Raw genomic sequence first — 17,652 nt, 5'->3', positions numbered from 1 at the left:
GCGCACACCACCGGGGCGTACCCGGCGACCAGGCGACACCCGGGCGATCATGCCGCGCTCCTCCGGTGGAACGCCGATCATGCTTCGCATCCTGGGTGGATACGATGAAGTCGTCGAGCAGGACGGACGGCAGACCCTGCTGCACCCGGGGGATCTGGCCTTCTACGACACAACCCGCCCCTACATGCTCGGTTTCCGCGAACCCATGGAGTTAGAGCGGCGCGCGGCTGGCCGCCAGTGCCGTCGGCATGCTGGAGAGCCTGGCCGCCGAGCGCAGCGGGCGGCAGGTGCCCGGCGCGGAGGCCGCCCAGGTGTCGCTCTCGTTGCAGATCCGCGCCTTCATCAACGAACACCTGCCCGACCCCGGCCTTTCCCCCGACTCGATCGCCCGTGCCCACCACGTCTCGGTGCGCTACCTGCACAAGCTCTTCCAGCACGAGGGGACCAGCGTGCACAGGTGGATCCAGCAGCGCCGGCTGGAGGAGGCCAGGCGCGAACTGAGCAAGCAGGGCCGCGCGGCTGTCACGATCGCGTCCGTGGCCCACCGCTGGGGATTCGTCGACCCCGCCCACTTCAGCCGTTCGTTCCGCGCGGCCTACGGAATGACCCCGCGCGAGTGGCGGGAATGCGGCAGGACCGCGGGGGAAGCCGAGGCGGGCCCGGTGCGCGGGGCGAGCCTCGCGAGTACCGTGGGAGAACGAGAGTTCTCGAAAGAGGGTGCAAGGGATGCTCAGTCCGGAGATAGCCCGGGCGCAGGTGCTCGACGCGGCCGAAGCGCTCTTCTACCGCCGGGGCATCCAGGCCGTGGGCATGGATGAGATCCGCAACGCCTCGGGGGTCTCCCTCAAACGGCTCTACCAGCTGTACCCCTCCAAGAGTGAGCTCGTGGAGGCGTACCTGTGGCGACGCGATGCGAGGTGGCGCCGGCGACTGGCCGAGTACGTCGAAGCACGGCCCTCGCCCCGGGAGCGGATCCTGGCGGTCTTCTCCTGGCTCCACGACTGGTTCAGCCAACCGGACTTCCGCGGCTGCGCCTTCATCAACTCCTACGGGGAGCTCGGAGCGATCTCCCCGGCCGTCGCCGAAGCCGCCCGCGCACACAAGCAGGCGTTCCAGCGGTACCTCGCCGACCTGGTGGCCGACGCGGGCGAGCCGTCGTGGGCGGCCCAGCACCTCAGCCTCCTCGCCGAGGGCGCCATGACCACGGCCGCGATCTGCGGATCTCCCGAGTCCGCACTCCAGGCCCGGGATGCCGCACGGATTCTCCTGGACTCGGCCCGCACCGCCAGCCGGGCGGCGTGACGCGACTGCCGCCCACCCCGCCCGGTGCGCCACGTCCGGTACGCCCCGGGTGGTGCGCCCCGCGAACAGCCGATGGACAGCCGGCGGACGGTCGGCGGACGACCCGCGGCCTGGACGGGTACACGCGGCCGGCCGTCCTCACTCGGCCGTCACCAGGCGCGGGCCGCGTTCAGCAGCTGGTCGCGAACACGGGTCAGGTGGGGGTTGACGAAGGTGCCGGGCCGCTGGACGAGGTAGGCGGTGTTGATCGGCGGGTCCTCGGGTTCGTGCAGGCGCACCAGGGCGCCGGTGGCGAGTTCCGTCCGGCAGAGATAGCTGGGCAGGACGCTGAACCCGGCGCCCGCCGTGACGGCCGCGAGGACTCCGCGCAGGTCCGGGACGGTTACCGCGGCCGGGCAGTTGAGGCGGCGCTCGAAGACGTGCCGCCAGTAGCGGCGGGCGATGGGCAGCTCCTCCGCGTAGCTGATCAGCGGGACACGGTGCAGCGCGGCGGGCAGGTCGGCCCCGGCGAGGCGCTCGGCCCAGCCGGGCGCGGCGACCAGCACGAACTCCTCGTCGGCGAGCGGCACCGCGGCGAGCGCCCGGCCGCGCGGTCGGTGGGTGGAGATCACCAGGTCGTGCCGGCCGGCCCGGAGCTCCTCCAGCAGCGGCTCGGTCAGACCGGTGGCCAGTCGCAGCCGGACACCGTCAGCGACCAGCGGCGCCAGCGCGGGCAGCAGGGCCACGCAGAGGAACTCGGCAGGCCCGGCCAGGTGCACCGGCTCCGCCGGGCCGGTGCGCTCCTCGCCGGTGACGGCGACGGAGACGGCGGTCAGCTGGTCGAGCGGGCCGGAGAGCTGGGTCGCGAGCTCGTCGGCGAAGGGCAGTGCGGCGACACCGCGCGCCTGGCGTTCGAAGAGTTCGCGGCCCAGCCGTCGCTCCAGCGACCGGATCTGAGCGGTGACCGTGGGTTGGGAGAGGCCTAGCAGCTGGGCGCCTGCGGTGAACGAGCCGGCGCGGTGGACCGCCAGGAAGGTCCGCAGCAGGTTCAGGTCCATCGGGGCGGAGCCGGTAAGGCCTGAGCCATTGGCATTCCGATCGCTCATGGGGCCCAGTCTATGCCTGTGACGGCTACGCGACGTCGGCCATTCCCGTTCGCTCCATCGGTTCCCCGATGGCAGCCATCGGCGTTTCCATTGGTGACCGGTACTCGGCCAGGTCTACCTTCGAGGTCATGAGCACGCTGACGTTCTGGGTCCAGAACGTCAGAGCGTGGAACCACCACCCTTGGAGTGAACTCCCACCATGGCCAAGAAGATCCTCTTCGTGATGACCGGCGTCGACCACTGGACGCTGGCCGACGGCACCGAGCATCCGACCGGCTTCTGGGCCGAGGAGGCCGTCGCCCCGTACGAGGCGTTCACGGCGGCGGGCCACCAGATCGTCGTCGCCACCCCCGGTGGCGTGATCCCGACCGTCGACCGGGCCAGCCTCGCCCCGCAGTTCAACGGCGGCGAGGAGGGCGCCGAGAAGGTCGCGGACGCCCTCGCCTCGATCACCGAGCTCCAGCACCCCGTCAAGCTGGAGGACATCAGCCTGGACGACTACGACGCCGTCTTCTACCCCGGCGGCCACGGCCCGATGGAGGACCTGGCCGTCAACGCCGACTCCGGCCGGCTGCTGACCCAGGCGCTCAGGTCCGGCATGCCGCTGGGCGTGGTCTGCCACGGACCCGCCGCGCTGCTGGCCGCCGCCAACGACGACGGCAGCTCGCCGTTCGCCGGTCGAAGGCTGACCGGCTTCACCAACGCCGAGGAGATCCAGGCCGGCCTTGGCGACAAGGCCAAGTGGCTGCTCCAGGACCGCCTGGTCGAGCTCGGCGCCGACTTCCAGGAGGGCGAGCCCTGGGCCCCGCACGTCGTTGTCGACGGCAACCTGATCACCGGCCAGAACCCCTCCTCCTCCGCCCCGCTCGCAGCCCAGTTGCTGAAGAAGCTGGCCTGATCCCGTGCCCGCCGACCGGATCGGCGAGGTGCTCGACGCCACCTATGCCTGCCTGACCAGGTACGGGGTGCGGCGCACCACGATGGACGACATCGCCGGCGAGATGGGCGTGTCACGGTCGGCGGTCTACCGGCACGTCCGCAGCAAGGACGACGAACTCCACCGAGGCGTCGGCGCCACCGCTTCATCGTCAGGCGGCTTCCTCGGTCCAGACGCCCTTCGGGTGCTCGTCGACCGGAAGCCACAGGCTGGGCTGCGCGCGGCAGCCCGGGCTGGCCTGCTCGTCCGAAGGCCAGCGGTGTTCCCGGTCGGGCCAGACCAGCTGGACAACGGGGACCGGGGTCCGTTGGTAGAAGCCGACGGCGGTTCCGAGCAGGGGACGGTGCCAACCGGCATCCACAGGTTGGAGCTGGAGCTGGTAACCCTCGATGACATCGGGGAGCAGTGTGCCGGGATCCGTTGATGCCCCGTCTCGCAGGTGGGCCGCAGCAGCGCCGACCCAGTGCATCAGCCCGCGCACGTCCAGGCCGAACATGGCGACCTCCGGAATCCGATGGGAGTGCCACAGGCCGACGGTGAAGGCCCAGTCGGGGACTTCCTCTCCGCCACCCACGCCAACCACGTGCCAGCCATGCTCGCGGACGTGTGCCATCGCCGAGGCCCAGCGCTTCCTCCGCTGCCGCCGCGCGCGGAAGGTCGCGGCGGCGGCGGGAACACAGAGCACACAGGGGCATGGAGAAGTCGCAGTCAGGTCGGTCATCCGGGTATCCAAGCAGATCAGGGCCGGTCGCCCCGGCCGAGGGGCTGGACGATCCTCCCCACTGCCCGGACCGGGTTGTGGTGGGTGCCGCGCACGAGCGCAGGGCCTCCTGGTGGCTCGAAGGGTGTCTACGCCAACAAGCTCTCCAGGCGGCCCTGCTGCTCGCTGTCCTACGCTCCCGCCGTCGCCGAGCGCGACAGTTGCTGCGCTGTGTCGTGCAACCCGAAGTGGCTCAGATCAGTGCGCACGTCGGTCGGAGCGCCGAGGAGCTTCGAGTGTTCCGCGGCGTCGACGGAACCTGGTCCGTGGATGGTGAGCTCGAAGTCCTGATGCGCCTTGGCGTCCAGAGCCAGCGGCAGGTGGATACGCCCGGCCCCGACCATGCGTCGTATCCGAGTGCGGCTGAGACCGAGCCCGAGCATGAGCAGTCGTTCGACGCGGACCGGCGCGGGCAGCTCGAAGCTGACCAGTACCTTGAGCGGTGTCGGGTCGTCGAGTGCGTAGAGGGGCGTGCGGGTCGCCAGCTCCCAGGTACCGGTCCAGTCGAGGCGGTATCCGTTCTTCGCGGCGAGCGACGCACTCATCGTCAGCTCCCGTACCACGGCCGGGTCGTTGGTCTCGTACGCCACCCGGCGAGCGGGCTCCAGCGACGAGACGTGGACGCGTTCGTGGACGGGCACCTTCGAGGTCCGGTCGCACGCTGCACAGCTCAGGAGAAGCCAGACGTCGAGGAGCTTGCCGTTCGCGTTGACGCGGATCTTGCCCGAGGGACGGTGACGCGTGCCGGAGCAGTCCGGGCAGGGCCGTACGACGGTGGGCAGAGCGGACTGACGCACGGCCCACAGGGCCTTGCGGTCGGTATTCATGGATGTGGTTGCTTTCAGGGCTCAGCAGGAGCTCTCGCGGGCCAGGCCGCGGCTCCCGGGATCTGACGGATGCACACGAGGGCGCGAGTCATCGCCTCGGGGCCGAGTCGTCAGGCTCCGAGGTCGATCGCGCGACAGGTCGATGTGGGTACGTGCAGCCGTTACAGGTCCATGCGGGCCATCCTGATCGAGGCCGGGGCCCTCGGGCAACCCATTATCAGCCGGCCCGTCGGCCCGTCGGCCCGTCGGCCCGTCGGCCCGTCGACGAGCCACAGGCTCAGCGTTGGCGGCGCCTCACGCGAGGGCATCTGAACCACGGGTTCGGCGATGCCGGTATCGCTGTGCGCCCCTGATGCATCAGTCCTCCCGGCCCTCGGGGCCGATGTCCGGCCGCTCCTGGGCCGCCCCGCCGGCTACGTACGTGGGCGGCCCGGGGCGGGAGACCAACTCGTGCGGTGGCGTGGCGTCCGCACACACCGCCATCCCCGGTCATGACGGAGGCTCAACCACGGTGGCTCGGAGGCCGACTGGCTTCGCACCGAGCGTGCTCGCCTCCTGTACTTGAACTGCCGGTGAGAGGTGACGGCACTCCATCGAGGTGTCGACAGTGCTGACGGCCCCGCATCGACGGAGGGTGAAGCCGCCCTGGATGACGAGCCTCGTGCTGGTGGTCAGTGTTGGTACTGGCGCCGGTAGGCCGAGGGGCTGACACCCATCAGTTCCCGGAAGTGGTGGCGGAACCCCGCGACGGTCAGGCCGACGCGGTCGGCCACTGTGTCGATCGGATGGTCCGCGGCCTCCAGTAGTGCGGCGCCGGCCCGGATCCGCTGCTGCGTGATCCAGCGCCCCGGCGGCAGGCCGGCCGCGTCGACGAAACGGCGTTCGAACTGCCGCACCGACAGGTGCGCGACACCGGCCAGTTCGTCGACGGTGAGACGCCGGTGCAGGTTCTCCAGCGCGTACCGCATGGCGGTGCCGATCGGGTCGTCGGCGGGCTCCTTGCCCACCGGATGCTCCGCGAACTGGGCCTGGCCCCCCTCACGGTGTGCGGCCACGACCATGCGGCGGGCCACCCGGGCGGCAATCTCGGCGCTGTGGTCCTTGCGGATGAGGTGCAGGCAGGCGTCGATCCCGGCGGCGGTGCCGGCGGCGGTGATGACCGATCCGCCGTCGACGTAGAGTACCGACGCGTTCACCGTTACCTCCGGATGGCGTTCCTGGAGCAGCCGGGCGTGCCGCCAGTGCGTGGTCGCCTCCCTGCCGTCCAGCAGGCCCGCGGCGGCCAGGGCGAACGCGCCGCTGCAGATGGACACCACTCGCGCTCCTCGCGCGTACGCCTCCCGCAGTGCGTTCAGGACTGCCGGGGAGACGTCGCGGCGCACGTCCGCGACCCCCGGGACGATCACGGTGTCGGCGTACCGGAGCCGGTCCAGGCCGTGGTGCACCACGATGTCGAAGCCGCCGACGACCCGGTGCGGCCCGGGCGTCTCGGCGCACAACTCGAATCGGTACCACCAGTCCACGTCCAGCTCCGGCCTGGGGACCGCGAACACCTCGGCGACCGTGGCGAGTTCGAACGGGGCCATCCCGTCGAAGGCGAGGCAGGCGATCCGGTGATGGCGCATGACGGAATCCTAGCGGTCAATACCGTTTCCGACACTATCGGGCGGCGCCCGTCAGGCCCGAGCCTTGAGGCATGCAACCTCACACCACCACTCCGCTCACCTTCGCAGTGCTCGTGTTCGACGAGGTCGAGGTGCTCGACCTGGGAGGCCCCTTCGAGGTCTTCAGCACCGCAGGCCGGCTGGCCCGCACCGCCGCCGACGAGCCCCTGCTGCGCGTCCTGACGGTCGCCGCCGCCGGCCACCCGGTCCGCGCCCGCGGAGGACTGAAGGTCGTGCCGGATCACACCCTCGACGAGGATCCGCCCTTCGACGTGCTGGTGGTCCCCGGCGGCGTCACCGCGGCGGTCGAGGCGGACGCGGACGTCATCGACTGGCTGGCCCGGCGCCGGAAGACGTCCGCGCTGACGTTCAGCATCTGCACCGGGGCCTTCCTGCTGGCCTCCACCGGGGCTCTGAACGGCCGCCCGGCCACGACACACTGGGAGGATCAGGAAGAGCTGGTCCGGCGCTGGCCGGACATCCGGCTGCGCACCGACGTGCGGTGGGTCGACGACGGCGACATCGTCACCTCCGCGGGAATCAGCGCGGGCATCGACGCCAGCCTGCACATCGTGGGCCGGCTTTTCGGCGAACAACTTGCCCGGCGCACCGCCCGCCAGATGGAGTACGTGTGGACGGCTCAGCCCACCGCCGAGGCCGGCTGACACGACGGGAACGCCCTGTCGATCCGAAAGGTCCAAGGACGGTCCGGCTTCGGATGACAGCAACCGAAGGCGGAGCGGCTGACGGATCCGCCACTGTTTGACGCAGTCGGCGCCGGGCCGGTTCACGCTTGCGCCGCCGTGCCCGGCAGGTCCCGCATGCCGCGAAGCGGTGAGCGGTAGATCGGGACCCACACCACGGCCAGTCCCAGCGCACCGGCCCACAGGGCGGCGCGGAGGGAGGCGACGGTGGCCAGCAGGCCGGCCAGGGCGGCGCCGGCGGTGAGCGCGCCGGTGAGCAGGAAGCGCATGGTGGCGTTCATCCGGCCGAGCAGGTGGTCCGGAGTGACGTGCTGACGGAAGCTCACCTTGATGACGTTGTCGATGCCGACCTTGAGCGTGGTCAGAAGCCAGGCCCCGGCGGCGCACCAGAGCAGCGGGCCACGGTCGACCAGTGCGACCAGGACGCCGAGTGGCGCGACCGCCAGGCCCATCAGCCAGAGCACCCGCCCCGCTCCGAGCCGGCGGGCCAGCGGACGGGCGAGCAACGAGCCGAGGAAGACGCCCACCCCGCCGAGCGCGAAGAAGAGGCCGAGCACGCCGTTGGGCAGGTTCAGGGAGCGGGCGAAGAGTACCGGGAGCACGGTCTGGCAGAGCTGGATGGACAGGTTGGTGCAGGCGCCGGCCAGCGCGATCGGGCGCAGCAACGGGTCGCCCAGCACGAAGCGCAGCCCGTCCCGCACCTCGCCCACCAACCCCCGCCCAGTAGCGCCGGCCGGCCTGGGGGAGGTCACCGGCTCCGGACGGCGGATCCGTAGCAGCAGCAGGGCCGAGCCCAGGTAACTGATCGCGTCCACCAGCACCGCCACGGGCGACGACACCAGTGCCACCAGGAAGCCGCCCGCCGCGCGGCCGCCGACCTGGGTGGCCGCATCCGCCGTGACCAGGTGCGCGTTGGCCCGGTTGAGGCCGGCCCGGCCCACCACCGCCGGTAGGTTGCTCAGCGCGGCCACGTCGAAGAAGACGGTCGCCGCCCCCGTGAGGACCACCACCAGGGCGATTCGGGTGAAGGTCAGACAGCCGAGCAGCCAGGCCGCCGGGACCGAGGCGAGGAGCGCGGCTCGGACCAGGTCGGCGGCTATCATCACCGGGCGCTTCGGGAGCCGGTCCACCCAGGCGCCGACCGGGAGCCCGATCAGCAGGAAGGCGACCGTGCTCAGCATCGCCAGCAGGCCCACCTGGCCGGCCGAGCAATGCAGTGCGAGCACCGCGACCAGGGGCAGCGCGAGCGAACTGACAGCGGTGCCGAGCTTGCTGACGGTGGCGGCGGCAAGGAGCAGCCGGAAGTCCGAATCGGGCGAGGTGGAGAGGCCGGGCTGGTCGGCCCGCAGATCTGTGGTCATGGCGCACAAGCCTGGCCGCGGCCAGGAACCCCGGCCATGAATTTAGGCTGAGCTCAATTGACGGGCCGCCGCCCGCCACCCACCGAGGAGGGCCCGCCCCATGCTGGAGTTGGACTTCACCGCCCGCGACCTGGCCCACACCCGGTTCGCCGTCTCCCCGCTCTGGGAGGTGGTGGCCAGTATCCGGGTGCTGCGGCGGCCGGACGATCATCCGATGCACCGACCATGGCTGGCGGCGGTCCGCCCCCGGCTGGCCGCCGCCCGGCTGGACTGGCGGCTGCTCGCCGACCTGGTGCCGGAGGGGCCGTTGGCGATCCCGGTCTTCGTGGCGCCGCCGCCGACCTCCTCGGTGCCGGATCTCGGAGTGGAGCTCGCGGCGCTGCGGGCCACCCCGCCCGAGCAGGTCCGGGCCGAGCTGGACGGGCCACGGGCGCCGCGCACCGAGCGGGTCGAGGCGCTGCGCCAGGACCCGGAGGCCGAACTGGTCCGGCTGGCTGACACCGTGGCGGCGTACTGGGAGCTCGCGCTGGCGCCGTACTGGCCGCGGCTGCGCGCCCTGCTGGAGGGAGACGTGCTGCACCGGGCCCGGCTGCTCGCCCAGGGCGGCATCCAACAGCTCTTCACCGACCTCGACCCGCGCGTGAGTTGGGCCGGTGAGCGGCTGTCGATCGAGCACCGCTACGGGGGTGGCGGGCGCCGGCTGGGCGGGCGGGGACTGCTTCTGATCCCCTCGGCCTTCGTCTGGCCGCGGCTGTTCTCGGTGACCGTCCCCGGCCGCCAGCCGACCCTGCGCTACCCGCCGCGCGGGGTGGCCGCCCTCTGGGAGCGGCGCGAACGCGAGCCGGCGCAGGCGCTGGCGGCGGTGCTGGGGCGCTCGCGGGCCCAGCTGCTGACCGAGCTGGACGCCCCGGCGGCCACCGCGGAGCTGGCCCGCAGGACCGGGATCACGGCGGGCGGCGTCTCCCAGCACCTCGGCGCGCTGCGCGCCGCGGGACTGGTCGCCGCCACCCGGGCCGGCCGCCAGGTCCTGTACCGGCGCACCGAGGCGGCCGAGGTCCTGCTCACCGCGGCCGACCGCGACCCGGGCTGACACCGAAGGGCATCCCGCCGCCGCGTTCGCCGCTGGCGGCCCCAGCCTCCTCGGCGCCTTCACGGTGGACGGCTGCGCAGCCCCCGGCCTCGGCGTCGCGGAGCCGCTCGGGGCTGATGCCGACGGCGCACGAGGGCGCACGGGGGCGCGGGCGCCGATCAGCGAGTGCCTCTTGGCGCGGTGTGCGCCCCAGGTGTCGCTGCCGCCCGGACTCGATCGGTGCACATACCTTTCCCTGTTGGCAGGACCGCGCAAGTCATCGGTGGTGGGACACCGCCGCCGGCGCGGGCGCCCGGCGTACCCCGGGTAGCCAGAACCGCCACCGCGTCGCGGCACCACCCGGCCGACAGGCGGTCCCTGCGGTGACTCATCCGACGAACAAGGGAAGGCGGCAGTACATGGCCATGCGCAGCAGCGAACCGAGGGTCGACGTCAGCACCGATCCGTGGACGAACGCGGAGGGCGCCGAGACGACGCAGGGCAGCGCGCCGGAACCGCTCGGGCAGGGAGTACTGTTCACGCCCGCCCTGCGGACGGACACGGCCCGCAAGGTGAACAAGCCGAACACGGTGTGGCAGCTCACCGGCGCGTGGGAGTACGAGGGGGAGACGGCCACCGGCACCGCCGCCGTCTACTACGGTCTCGCCCCCGACGGCACGCCCCACGAGGGTCTGGTCAACCCGATGATCTTCGCGGACGGGTTCAACTTCGGCGAGAGCAACCTCGGCGATCTCTACGCCCACCTCGACGCGCCCTACAGCGCCGACGGCAAGCGGCTGCTCAGCCAGCTGCTCGCCGCGGGTGTGGACGTCATCCTGCTGGGCTTCAAGGTGCGCCACACCCACATCCAGGCCAACGCCGCCGTCGCGGTCAGCGCCATCCGCAAGGCCATCGCCGACCAGCAGGAGGGCGGCGCACCCCTGATCGTGGGCGGCGTCAGCATGGGCGGACTCATCACCAGATACGCGCTGACCTGGATGGAGAACGAGGGTGAGGACCACAACAGCCGCATCTACCTCTCCTACGACTCACCGCACAACGGCGCCTGGATCCCGGTCGCGCTGCAGCAGCTGGCGTACTTCTTCGAGTCCGTCCCGGACCCCTCCGGCAAGCCGAAGCAGGCCGAGCTGATCAGGAGCGCCGCCGCCCAGCAGCTCCTGTGGGCCTGGGTGCCGAACGCCAGGGACTCCGGCGCCGTCGCGACCTGGAGCGAGAAGCGCGGCAAGTTCCTCCAGGACCTGAAGGACATCGGATGGTTCCCGTCCAAGCCGGGCCTGCGCAGGATCGGCGTCGCCAACGGCACCGGCGACGGCACCACGGGCCCGCTGCTGCCCGACGAGCTGGTCTTCGACTGGACGTCCCCGGGAATCGCCCGCGCGGTGCTGCGCACCCAGCCGGCCTTCGGTCAGCTCCAGGAGGTCGTGCGGATGTCGGCCCTGATCCTCGGCTACCGTACGAGCCGAACCAGTGAGATCCCCCCACTCGACGGCGCGCCCGGCGGCACCCTCGCCTCCTACGGCATGCTCGCCGACGCGCTCGGCGCCACGATCGACGACCGCCACCGCTCCGGCTGCTTCGTGCCCTCGGTCAGCGCCGTCGCCCTCAAGTACGACCCCGTCACCTGGGACGTCGACCTCACCACCAACCTGAACGACCTCCCCGCCGGCCGCAGCGAGCTGGACGCCTTCCACTGCGACACCACCAACTCCGAGCACAGCCTGGTGACCGAGAGCCTCGCCGAGTGGATCCTCGCCGAACTCACCGCCTGACCGCACCGGCTGCCGGCACGGGTGGCAGCCTCGGCCTGAAGGGCCTGACCCCGTCCGCATGACCACGAGCACCGGTGCCGCTGCGCCTCACCACGGGCGCAGCGGCACCGGTGCGACCGCCGGCCTCACTTACGAACCGCCCGGACCGGGCCCGTACGAAGTACCCGACGGTGGGTGCGGCCGCCGGGTCAGCCCCGCTCCCCAGGCTACGGCCCGCTCGCGCTCACCCGTCCGCAGCGGACCCTCGGTGCCCTCGACGATGAATCCCTCGGGATCTGCCACCAGGTCGTAGTGGTGGTGGGCCAGCCTGCGGGCGATGCCGTGGGCGGCTCCACCGCTCATCAGCATGTCCGCGCGGGTGTCGAAGGCGGCCGCGTGGGTTCCGGGTTCCGTGTTCGGCAGTGAGTGGAACCAGGTGCGCAGCCCCGGGCCGACCTCAGGCCCCGAGGCGTGCGCCGCCTGCTCGTCCCCCTCGGCCATTGTCGCGGCGAGTCGAGCCATCCTGCGACTCGGTCCGGTGGTCATCCCGTAGACATGGGTGGGACCGCCGATCACCAGGAGGTCGGCCGTGCGGGTGACGTCCGGTCCCGCCTCGGCCACAGGAAGGCAGCTGACCGTGGCGTCGGGCCGGGATTCTCGAACACCTTCGGCGATCGCCTCGGCGATGGTGCGGGTGTTGCCGTACACGCTCTCGTACACGATGACTGCCTGCATGAGCTCTCGCCTCTCGATCGAGCCGTTCGGTCCGCCGGCTGTCGCGTCAGCGGTACGGGACGACCGCGACGGGGCATGACACGTGATGGATCGCGGCATGCGCGACCGGTCCGAGATGCGGCCCGACCGGTGTGCGCCGGGTGCGCCGGCCGATCACCAGAAGCCCGGCCTGCGAGACCGCCCCCACCAACGCGGGTGCGGCGCTGCCGAGCGTCACCTCCTCGATCACCACCACGTGTGGGTACCGCTCCCGCCCAGGCCTCAGCGCGTCCGCGAGTGCCTGGCGCTCGGCCGCGGCCAGGTTGTTCGCCATGGAGCCGGTCGCCGCGAAGGCCATGAACTCGCTGCCGTACGGAGGCGCCCAGGCATGGACGACCCTCAGGGGCGCCGAACGGAGTGCGGCGCTCTTGAAGGCGAAAGCCACCACCTCGTCGCACCGGTGCTGGAGGGCCAACCCGAGGGCGACCTCGCGGAACGGAGTGTCAGTCGACGGGTTGCCCTCGTCGGACACCAGGTGTTCGTCTGCCGCGGTGTCGCCCGCGCGAACCAGTACCACCGGGCAGGCGGCCCGGCTCAGCACCTCCTGGCTCACCGAGCCGACCAGGAATCCTCGCATCGTGCCGAGCCCACGTGAGCCGAGCACCAGCATCGAGGCGTTCCTCCCCGCCGCTTCCAACACCGAGGGCGCGGCGTCCGGAACATGGACGGCGCTCACCTCGACCCCGGGGAGCGCCGCCCGGAGCGCGACCTCCCGCTGGACCAGTCGCTGTCTGCCCCACCGCTTCGCGTCGTCGCTGCCGAGCACATGGGGCTCCGTCCAGGGCCAGGCGTGGACCAGTTCCAGGGGTAGTCGGTGCCGCAGCGCCTCGCGGGCTGCCCAGTCGGTGGCGGCGACGCTCTCGGGCGATCCGTCGAATCCGACGACGATCGGTCCGTCCACGGTGCCCTCCGAGGGTCGGGTCGTCAGGAACTGAAGTGCGGTGGGGAATCCGTACGGTCGCGCTGGCTGACTGGCTGACTGGCTGACTGGCTGGCGGGCCGGCGGCGACGCCAGACCGGGTGAGGCCTTCTCCGCTCAGCCTCGGGCGGTAGAGGTGCCCGTGCTGCGCACGACCACCACCGGGCAGGGCGCGTGCTCCACACAGTGCCGGCTCACGGAACCGAGCAGCGTGCCGGTGAAGCCGCCCAGACCCCTGCTCCCGACGACCAGAAGGTGCGTCCCGCGGGCGGCCTCCAGCAGGACGTCCGCCGGGTGGCCGTACTCGATGCGCTGCCGGACCGGGACCGGCGGCCGTGTCGAGTCCTGCTCCTGCTTCACGGTGTCGACCAGAGCCAGCCGGGCCGCCTCCTCGATCTCCGGCCCCGGGATCGTCAGGCCCCAACCGCTCAGTGGCGGGTAGTCCCAGGCAGCAACCGCGTCGATGGAGGAACCGTCCAGCTGCGCCTGTCCCAGGGCCCAGCGAAGCGCCGCCCGCGAGGAGGGTGAGCCGTCGACGCCGACGACGATGACGTGCTGTGCACTCTCGGGTGTGCTTCCCATGATGAACCTCCTCGCTTCGGTGTTCCGCCGGGCGGGTGGTGACGGACATCTGCTCGGGCGCCCGTCCGGTCCGATCGGTGACCGACACGACGCCGTCCACGGACCGGCAGAGACGCAGCACGATCGGTATGAGGTACGGGGGCGGCTCGATGGTGCCCCTGAGGACGACACGACCCTGACCGACCTCCACCCCCGTCGCGGGTCGTCACGTCCTGGACGGTGCGGTGCCTCAGCACGGCGACTCTCCGTGTGCGGCGGCGTCCCGATAGCCGGTCAAGTCGAGGATCTCGTCGACCGGACGGCGTGGGGTGGCAGGTCCGGGCGGGCCGAACCCGAGGCGCAGGACGAGCTGGACGTGGCCCACTCCTTCGGCGGGATCGCGCAGGCCCCAGCGGGTGTCGGGCCACTCGACGGCCTGGTGCAGGACGGAGGCGCGCAGGCCGTGGGCCGTCGCCAGCAGCCAGACACGTTGCAAGGCCTGGCCGGCGCGGAGCCAGTCCGCCGGCAGGTCGCCGTGGGTGGTGAGAGTGGCCAGCTGGGGCAGAGCCTCGAAGCGCTGGGACGGCGTCGTGGGCAGCGTCCGGCCGGCGAAGCCGCGCATGGGCACGCGGGCGTCATGATCCTGTGGGCCCAGAGCGGCTGCCGGGATCCCGTCCGCCGCCGGCTCCTCCAGCCGCAGCCAGGTGCGCGTCTCGGCCATCCGCGCCAGGTCGGCGCCGGTGCGGCGTTCGGCGTCGCCGGTGAGGGAGAGCACCCGGCGCACCCCGTCCTCCTCCAGGGCGGAGATCACTGCTCCTTCGCCGAGGGCCGCAGCGGTCAGCTCGCCGAGGACCGCCTCGGGCACGTCGCGGTTGGCGAACGGCTGGCGGCTGGAGTGGCGCTGCCAGATCGCCTCGAAGAGGTCCGTTCCGAACGCGGGCGACGAGGGGGCGGGACGGGAGAGGCGGACCGCGGCCGCCAGGTTCGGCTCGGCCGTGTCGGGGAGCAGCCGCACCTCCGGGTCCCGTCCGAGCCGGAGGGCGGCGACCCGCAGGTTGAACAGGGCCGCCCCCACCGAGATGTGCAGCGCCCGGCCGGCCGGGTCGGTGAGCGGCACGGCGCGCTCGGGGTCGGTGTAGACCTGCATGCCGAGTGAGTCGGGCATGGGTGCGAAACGCCACGGCTGGCTGTTGTGCAGTGATGGCGCCGCGCTTGCGGCGGAGGCCAGGAGGCGCAGCTGATCCAGGGTCAGTGCTTGCTCGGTCATGGCGGCAGCTCCTCTTCCAGCTCTCCCCGTTCAGGGGTGGGCGGCCAACGCGGTGTCATGAGTGGAGGTCCGGGTCGAACGCTGCGGCGTCGGTCGTCCCCGCGCGCAGCAGTTGGTGGCCGAGGTCGACCAGGGCGCGTCCGGCTGCGAACTCGTCGCCGATCTCGGGGACGGCCGGGTCGTCCGGGCTGCGCCGCGCGGTGGCGCGGCTGCGGAGGGTGTTGTCGCCGGTGTCGAGGACGGCGTGCACCGTGGTGAGGTCGCCCTCCTCGAACAGCTGCAGGTGCAGCGTCCACTGCTTGGTCCGGTGCTGCTCGGTGCTGCCGGTGGTGGTCATGACCAGTACGTCCTTCCGGTCGGCGCTCCGGGCTGCCGCTCGGGCGTCGGCACCCGGCTCCCCGTTCGATCTCGCTTCCATCCTGCTCCGCGCGGGGCGCCCGGGCATGGGCCCACCGGCCCCAGAACCTCCGCCGGCCAGCCCGGCCCGGGCGCGTGTCGGTGCTCTCACCAGCTTGCCTGCCGCCGGCCGGGTGAGGGCGACTCTGGTCAGGGCCGGCCGTGGTGTTGCCGGAACGAGTCGCAGCGGCGGCCGATGAGCTCGGCCGGTCAGTTCGCACGGTCGCGGATCACGACGACCGGGCATGACGCGTGCTGCACGCAGTACTGGCCCACCGATCCCAGGAGGGCGCCGGTGAACCCGCCGTGGCCTCGGCTGCCCACCACGAGCAACTCGGCTCCCCGTGAGCGCTCCACGAGCACCTCGGCGGCGTTGCCCAGCACGGCCGTCTCGCGGAGCCCCATCGGCCGGACCTCTCCGAAGGCGTGGGCGACCGCCTGCTCCAGCACCTTCGCGGCGACATGGCCGAGCTCCCGGTCCACCGACATCGGAGCCCGCCCGTACATCGTCGGGAGGAGCCAGCAGATCACCGCATCCACCGTGGCACCGGTCAGGCGTGCCTGAGCGACCGCCCACCGCAGTGCCTGTTCGGACGACGGAGAGCCGTCCACCCCGACGGCGATCCGGGGTGCCGCCGGGGTGACCCTGTCCATCGCGTACCTCGCTCTCGGCCGGCAGGGGGGATCGGTTCACAGTCGCGTGTCCGGGACGGCGTGCGCGGGTTCGGCCGGCGGTCAGCCGTGGGAGCCGTGGGAGCCGTGGGAGCCGAGGCTGCCGGAGACGCCGGGCCGCTGCCGGGTGCCGATGTCGTCGAGGGGGTGCTCGATGCTCTGGTGGACGGAGACCACGCCGTCGACGGAGGCGCAGAGACGTTCGATGACGGGGACCAGGTCGTTCTGTTCCACTCTCCCGGTCAGTGTGACAACCCCATCATTGACGGTGACGCGCACGGCGCTGGGGCTGAGATGCAGGGTTCGGTCGAGGATGTCACGGTTGATCTCCTCGCGGATGGCCGTGTCGTGCCGCAGGAAGAGCCGGAGCAGGTCGGAGCGGCTGACGATGCCGGTGAGTCGTCCGGCCTCGTCGACGACCGGGAGGCGCTTGATCTTCTCGCGGTCCATGGTCCGGGCGGCCTCGACGATGCTCCATTCGGGGCGGGCGCATACTGCCGGGCTGGTCATCAGGCCGTCTGCGGTCTCGGCATCGGTGAGGGCGCTGTCGTGAGGTTGCCCTCGGAGGTTGCCGGTGTGGCCCTGGGGGTCGGGGAGGTGGGCCTGCTTGCGGAGCAGGTCCGCCTCCGAGACGATGCCGAGCGGGTGGTCCCGCTCGTCCACGACCGGGACGGCGGTGATGTCGTTGCGCTCGAAGAGCTCGGCGATCTCCTTGAAGGGGGTGCCGGGCCGTGCGGTGACGACCCCGTGGGTCATCACGTCGCTGACGGTGCGGTGCTGCATGGTTCTCACTCCTCCGCCGGGTTCTCCTGTTCACACTGTCCACCTGCCTCGACGCGCCGGACAGGGCCGTTCGGGCCCCCTTGGGACGGCCGGTCGGGACCGAGCGGCCGTCGGTTCACCGGCGGCTCAGCGGCTGCTGGCGCGGCCCGTGGTGCTGCGCGATCTGCTCCGCGATCTGTTCGGCGAGGCTCTCCACGGCGGCCCGGACCGGTGCGGACAGGCCTGTCCCGAGGGAGCAGTCGGCTCCCTCCACGGCGTACACGATCAGGATGCGCGGCAGGCGATCCAGCTCACGGGCGAGTTCCACGGCATCGCCGAGGCCGAGCCCGTGGGAGCTCGTCGCGCTGTCCTCCCGTGCGAGCCGTCCGCCGGCCAGCTCCAGGCGGTGCACCCGGCCGGGCTGCCCGGGGTGCGCGTGCGCCGCATCCACGACGACGGCGAGGTCCGCCCCGTCCCAGTGCGAGATCAGCCGGGCGGGGTCGCCGTCGCACACCACGAGGGAGGGCCTGCCCGGCAGCGGATGCTTCTCGGCGCGTTCCGCCATCCGGGCGACGACGGCCCAGCCGACACCGTCGTCACGCCGGTACTCGTTGCCGACGCCGATGACGGTGATCCGGGCAGCGCTGTTCACAGGTCCTTCCCTTCCCGCCCGCGACGTCCCGCAGCCGGGGCAGGCCTCGCAGAAGTCCGCACGAGGTCGGGACAGAGCCACCTGGACCACACCGGCACCGGCTTCCCGCGCCAGGCGGCGGCTCGTTCCACATACTGGGCAGCACAGCGGCATCGGTCCGGGAGGTGCGGT

At 72.1% G+C, this 17,652-nt stretch carries 20 protein-coding genes and 1 pseudogene; 7 read left to right on the top strand and 14 right to left on the bottom strand.

All coding sequences use genetic code 11. From position 1 onward, the window contains the following. Window positions 1-211 precede the first annotated feature (211 nt). The gene (locus tag ACIBH3_RS14060) at window positions 212-343 is read right to left on the bottom strand and encodes a hypothetical protein (RefSeq protein WP_396312347.1); all 132 of its coding nucleotides are present in this window, start codon (window positions 341-343) and stop codon (window positions 212-214) included. Between ACIBH3_RS14060 and ACIBH3_RS14055 the strand changes: the two genes are divergently transcribed. Beyond that, window positions 288-818, top strand: coding sequence for a helix-turn-helix transcriptional regulator (locus ACIBH3_RS14055; RefSeq protein WP_396312344.1), 531 nt, complete (start codon window positions 288-290; stop codon window positions 816-818). The genes ACIBH3_RS14060 and ACIBH3_RS14055 overlap by 56 nt on opposite strands. Further along, entirely contained in the window at window positions 727-1,302 is a 576-nt protein-coding gene (locus ACIBH3_RS14050; RefSeq protein WP_396312188.1) for a TetR/AcrR family transcriptional regulator, read from the top strand. Before ACIBH3_RS14055 ends, ACIBH3_RS14050 begins: the two co-directional genes overlap by 92 nt. Before the next feature lie 149 nt (window positions 1,303-1,451). Here the strand turns inward: ACIBH3_RS14050 and ACIBH3_RS14045 are convergent, their stop codons facing one another. Next, window positions 1,452-2,387 carry a LysR family transcriptional regulator gene (locus ACIBH3_RS14045; protein WP_396312187.1) on the bottom strand — a complete coding sequence of 312 codons (936 nt, stop codon included), beginning with the start codon at window positions 2,385-2,387 and terminating at the stop codon, window positions 1,452-1,454. Window positions 2,388-2,586: 199 nt separating this feature from the next. Between ACIBH3_RS14045 and ACIBH3_RS14040 the strand changes: the two genes are divergently transcribed. Then, window positions 2,587-3,285, top strand: coding sequence for a type 1 glutamine amidotransferase domain-containing protein (locus tag ACIBH3_RS14040; protein ID WP_396312186.1), 699 nt, complete (start codon window positions 2,587-2,589; stop codon window positions 3,283-3,285). Window positions 3,286-3,289: 4 nt separating this feature from the next. Beyond that, a pseudogene (locus ACIBH3_RS14035) lies at window positions 3,290-3,427 on the top strand (TetR/AcrR family transcriptional regulator); the annotation flags it as partial. 48 nt (window positions 3,428-3,475) lie between these two features. On the opposite strand, the gene ACIBH3_RS14030 reads toward ACIBH3_RS14035, so the two are convergent. The 3 genes from ACIBH3_RS14030 to ACIBH3_RS14020 form a co-directional block, all read right to left on the bottom strand. After that, window positions 3,476-3,937 (bottom strand): DUF4262 domain-containing protein, encoded by a 462-nt coding sequence (locus ACIBH3_RS14030; protein WP_396312343.1) that lies wholly within the window; start codon window positions 3,935-3,937, stop codon window positions 3,476-3,478. A gap of 278 nt (window positions 3,938-4,215) precedes the next feature. Continuing rightward, window positions 4,216-4,911 (bottom strand): DUF1062 domain-containing protein, encoded by a 696-nt coding sequence (locus tag ACIBH3_RS14025; protein WP_396312185.1) that lies wholly within the window; start codon window positions 4,909-4,911, stop codon window positions 4,216-4,218. 671 nt (window positions 4,912-5,582) lie between these two features. Then, window positions 5,583-6,536 carry a helix-turn-helix domain-containing protein gene (locus ACIBH3_RS14020; protein ID WP_396312184.1) on the bottom strand — a complete coding sequence of 318 codons (954 nt, stop codon included), beginning with the start codon at window positions 6,534-6,536 and terminating at the stop codon, window positions 5,583-5,585. Window positions 6,537-6,607: 71 nt separating this feature from the next. On the opposite strand from ACIBH3_RS14020, the gene ACIBH3_RS14015 reads away from it, so the two are divergent. After that, entirely contained in the window at window positions 6,608-7,240 is a 633-nt protein-coding gene (locus ACIBH3_RS14015; protein ID WP_396312183.1) for a DJ-1/PfpI family protein, read from the top strand. A 122-nt stretch (window positions 7,241-7,362) separates the two neighbouring features. Here the strand turns inward: ACIBH3_RS14015 and ACIBH3_RS14010 are convergent, their stop codons facing one another. After that, window positions 7,363-8,640 carry an MFS transporter gene (locus ACIBH3_RS14010; RefSeq protein ID WP_396312182.1) on the bottom strand — a complete coding sequence of 426 codons (1,278 nt, stop codon included), beginning with the start codon at window positions 8,638-8,640 and terminating at the stop codon, window positions 7,363-7,365. A 100-nt stretch (window positions 8,641-8,740) separates the two neighbouring features. Here ACIBH3_RS14010 and ACIBH3_RS14005 point away from each other — a divergent pair, with 100 nt between their 5' ends. Further along, window positions 8,741-9,730, top strand: a complete 990-nt coding sequence (locus tag ACIBH3_RS14005; protein WP_396312181.1) for a DUF5937 family protein — start codon at window positions 8,741-8,743, stop codon at window positions 9,728-9,730. Between the two features lie 404 nt (window positions 9,731-10,134). Then, window positions 10,135-11,499: a hypothetical protein gene (locus tag ACIBH3_RS14000; RefSeq protein ID WP_396312180.1), complete on the top strand. Its 1,365-nt coding sequence runs from the start codon at window positions 10,135-10,137 to the stop codon at window positions 11,497-11,499. Window positions 11,500-11,628: 129 nt separating this feature from the next. Here the strand turns inward: ACIBH3_RS14000 and ACIBH3_RS13995 are convergent, their stop codons facing one another. The 8 genes from ACIBH3_RS13995 to ACIBH3_RS13960 all read right to left on the bottom strand — a co-directional run bounded on the left by ACIBH3_RS13995 (window position 11,629) and on the right by ACIBH3_RS13960 (window position 17,481). After that, window positions 11,629-12,213 carry a flavodoxin family protein gene (locus ACIBH3_RS13995; protein WP_396312179.1) on the bottom strand — a complete coding sequence of 195 codons (585 nt, stop codon included), beginning with the start codon at window positions 12,211-12,213 and terminating at the stop codon, window positions 11,629-11,631. A gap of 46 nt (window positions 12,214-12,259) precedes the next feature. Next, entirely contained in the window at window positions 12,260-13,153 is an 894-nt protein-coding gene (locus ACIBH3_RS13990) for a universal stress protein (protein WP_396312178.1), read from the bottom strand. Between the two features lie 135 nt (window positions 13,154-13,288). Beyond that, a complete protein-coding gene (locus ACIBH3_RS13985; protein ID WP_396312177.1) occupies window positions 13,289-13,753 on the bottom strand; it encodes a universal stress protein in 465 nt (154 codons plus the stop codon). 229 nt (window positions 13,754-13,982) lie between these two features. Further along, window positions 13,983-14,999 (bottom strand): Acg family FMN-binding oxidoreductase, encoded by a 1,017-nt coding sequence (locus ACIBH3_RS13980; protein ID WP_396312176.1) that lies wholly within the window; start codon window positions 14,997-14,999, stop codon window positions 13,983-13,985. A gap of 55 nt (window positions 15,000-15,054) precedes the next feature. Then, entirely contained in the window at window positions 15,055-15,336 is a 282-nt protein-coding gene (locus ACIBH3_RS13975) for a dsRBD fold-containing protein (protein WP_396312175.1), read from the bottom strand. A gap of 269 nt (window positions 15,337-15,605) precedes the next feature. After that, window positions 15,606-16,049 carry a universal stress protein gene (locus ACIBH3_RS13970; protein WP_396312174.1) on the bottom strand — a complete coding sequence of 148 codons (444 nt, stop codon included), beginning with the start codon at window positions 16,047-16,049 and terminating at the stop codon, window positions 15,606-15,608. A gap of 81 nt (window positions 16,050-16,130) precedes the next feature. Beyond that, window positions 16,131-16,850 (bottom strand): CBS domain-containing protein, encoded by a 720-nt coding sequence (locus tag ACIBH3_RS13965; RefSeq protein WP_396312173.1) that lies wholly within the window; start codon window positions 16,848-16,850, stop codon window positions 16,131-16,133. 115 nt (window positions 16,851-16,965) lie between these two features. Further along, entirely contained in the window at window positions 16,966-17,481 is a 516-nt protein-coding gene (locus ACIBH3_RS13960) for a hydrogenase maturation protease (RefSeq protein WP_396312172.1), read from the bottom strand. Window positions 17,482-17,652 lie beyond the last annotated feature (171 nt).

The organism is Kitasatospora sp. NPDC050543, from assembly GCF_044457565.1.
Lineage (GTDB): Bacteria > Actinomycetota > Actinomycetes > Streptomycetales > Streptomycetaceae > Kitasatospora.
Note: the sequence above shows the minus strand (reverse complement) of the source record. Positions and strands in the feature narration are given on the sequence as shown.

Bases quoted from the DNA above. Each gene is read 5' to 3' on its own strand.
- ACIBH3_RS14060 (WP_396312347.1), bottom strand. From the start codon at position 343: ATGAAGGCGCGGATCTGCAACGAGAGCGACACCTGGGCGGCCTCCGCG.
- ACIBH3_RS14050 (WP_396312188.1), top strand. From the start codon at position 727: ATGCTCAGTCCGGAGATAGCCCGGGCGCAGGTGCTCGACGCGGCCGAA.
- ACIBH3_RS14045 (WP_396312187.1), bottom strand. From the start codon at position 2,387: ATGAGCGATCGGAATGCCAATGGCTCAGGCCTTACCGGCTCCGCCCCG.
- ACIBH3_RS14040 (WP_396312186.1), top strand. From the start codon at position 2,587: ATGGCCAAGAAGATCCTCTTCGTGATGACCGGCGTCGACCACTGGACG.
- ACIBH3_RS14030 (WP_396312343.1), bottom strand. From the start codon at position 3,937: ATGGCACACGTCCGCGAGCATGGCTGGCACGTGGTTGGCGTGGGTGGC.
- ACIBH3_RS14025 (WP_396312185.1), bottom strand. From the start codon at position 4,911: ATGAATACCGACCGCAAGGCCCTGTGGGCCGTGCGTCAGTCCGCTCTG.
- ACIBH3_RS14020 (WP_396312184.1), bottom strand. From the start codon at position 6,536: ATGCGCCATCACCGGATCGCCTGCCTCGCCTTCGACGGGATGGCCCCG.
- ACIBH3_RS14015 (WP_396312183.1), top strand. From the start codon at position 6,608: ATGCAACCTCACACCACCACTCCGCTCACCTTCGCAGTGCTCGTGTTC.
- ACIBH3_RS14010 (WP_396312182.1), bottom strand. From the start codon at position 8,640: ATGACCACAGATCTGCGGGCCGACCAGCCCGGCCTCTCCACCTCGCCC.
- ACIBH3_RS14005 (WP_396312181.1), top strand. From the start codon at position 8,741: ATGCTGGAGTTGGACTTCACCGCCCGCGACCTGGCCCACACCCGGTTC.
- ACIBH3_RS14000 (WP_396312180.1), top strand. From the start codon at position 10,135: ATGCGCAGCAGCGAACCGAGGGTCGACGTCAGCACCGATCCGTGGACG.
- ACIBH3_RS13995 (WP_396312179.1), bottom strand. From the start codon at position 12,213: ATGCAGGCAGTCATCGTGTACGAGAGCGTGTACGGCAACACCCGCACC.
- ACIBH3_RS13985 (WP_396312177.1), bottom strand. From the start codon at position 13,753: ATGGGAAGCACACCCGAGAGTGCACAGCACGTCATCGTCGTCGGCGTC.
- ACIBH3_RS13980 (WP_396312176.1), bottom strand. From the start codon at position 14,999: ATGACCGAGCAAGCACTGACCCTGGATCAGCTGCGCCTCCTGGCCTCC.
- ACIBH3_RS13975 (WP_396312175.1), bottom strand. From the start codon at position 15,336: ATGACCACCACCGGCAGCACCGAGCAGCACCGGACCAAGCAGTGGACG.
- ACIBH3_RS13970 (WP_396312174.1), bottom strand. From the start codon at position 16,049: ATGGACAGGGTCACCCCGGCGGCACCCCGGATCGCCGTCGGGGTGGAC.
- ACIBH3_RS13965 (WP_396312173.1), bottom strand. From the start codon at position 16,850: ATGCAGCACCGCACCGTCAGCGACGTGATGACCCACGGGGTCGTCACC.